The organism is Pseudoduganella sp. GW821-FHT12E03 (assembly GCF_058807115.1).
Genome location: NZ_JBXAQJ010000040.1, coordinates 1 through 1,659, shown reverse-complemented (window position 1 = coordinate 1,659; position 1,659 = coordinate 1). Strand labels below are relative to the sequence as shown.

Genomic DNA, 1,659 nt, shown 5'->3' with positions numbered 1-1,659 from the left:
AAGGCAAGTTTCCCGCTTAGATGCTTTCAGCGGTTATCTCTTCCGAACTTAGCTACCCGGCAATGCCACTGGCGTGACAACCGGTACACCAGAGGTTCGTCCACTCCGGTCCTCTCGTACTAGGAGCAGCCCCCTTCAAATTTCCAACGCCCACGGCAGATAGGGACCAAACTGTCTCACGACGTTTTAAACCCAGCTCACGTACCACTTTAAATGGCGAACAGCCATACCCTTGGGACCGGCTACAGCCCCAGGATGTGATGAGCCGACATCGAGGTGCCAAACTCCCCCGTCGATATGAACTCTTGGGAGGAATCAGCCTGTTATCCCCAGAGTACCTTTTATCCGTTGAGCGATGGCCCTTCCATACAGAACCACCGGATCACTATGTCCTACTTTCGTACCTGCTCGACTTGTCGGTCTCGCAGTTAAGCACGCTTATGCCATTGCACTATTAGCACGATGTCCGACCGTACCTAGCGTACCTTCGAACTCCTCCGTTACACTTTAGGAGGAGACCGCCCCAGTCAAACTGCCTACCATGCACTGTCCCCGATCCGGATTACGGACCAAGGTTAGAACCTCAAACAAACCAGGGTGGTATTTCAAGGTTGGCTCCATAGGAACTGGCGTCCCTACTTCAAAGCCTCCCACCTATCCTACACAGATTGGTTCAAAGTCCAATGCAAAGCTACAGTAAAGGTTCATGGGGTCTTTCCGTCTAGCCGCGGGTAGATTGCATCATCACAAACATTTCAACTTCGCTGAGTCTCGGGAGGAGACAGTGTGGCCATCGTTACGCCATTCGTGCAGGTCGGAACTTACCCGACAAGGAATTTCGCTACCTTAGGACCGTTATAGTTACGGCCGCCGTTTACTGGGACTTCAATCAAGAGCTTGCACCCCATCATTTAATCTTCCAGCACCGGGCAGGCGTCACACCCTATACGTCCACTTTCGTGTTTGCAGAGTGCTGTGTTTTTATTAAACAGTCGCAGCCACCAGTTTATTGCAACCCTTTCACCCTTCTGGCGCAGGCCAGTCAAGCTACCGGGGCGTACCTTTTCCCGAAGTTACGGTACCAATTTGCCGAGTTCCTTCTCCCGAGTTCTCTCAAGCGCCTTAGAATACTCATCTCGCCCACCTGTGTCGGTTTGCGGTACGGTCTCGTATGACTGAAGCTTAGAGGCTTTTCTTGGAACCACTTCCGATTGCTACGCGCCCTAGAGCGCTCGTCCCAGTCCCTTGAATTCCGCGCCCGGATTTGCCTAAGCGCCTTCTCTGAACCAGAAACCAACTATTCCAACAGTTGGACAACCTTCCGCGATCCGTCCCCCCATCGCATCATACGACGGTGCAGGAATATTAACCTGCTTCCCATCAGCTACGCATCTCTGCCTCGCCTTAGGGGCCGACTCACCCTGCTCCGATGAACGTTGAACAGGAAACCTTGGGCTTACGGCGTGGGGGCTTTTCACCCCCATTATCGCTACTCATGTCAGCATTCGCACTTCTGATACCTCCAGCATCCTTTACAAGACACCTTCGCAGGCTTACAGAACGCTCTCCTACCATATCCTTGCGGATATCCGCAGCTTCGGTGACTGGCTTAGCCCCGTTACATCTTCCGCGCAGGACGACTCGATCAGTGAGCTATTA

General features: G+C 52.9%; 1 rRNA gene. It reads right to left on the bottom strand.

What is annotated here, in order from left to right:
- A 23S ribosomal RNA gene (locus AC1RRC_RS33195) occupies nucleotides 1–1,659 on the bottom strand; the annotation flags it as partial.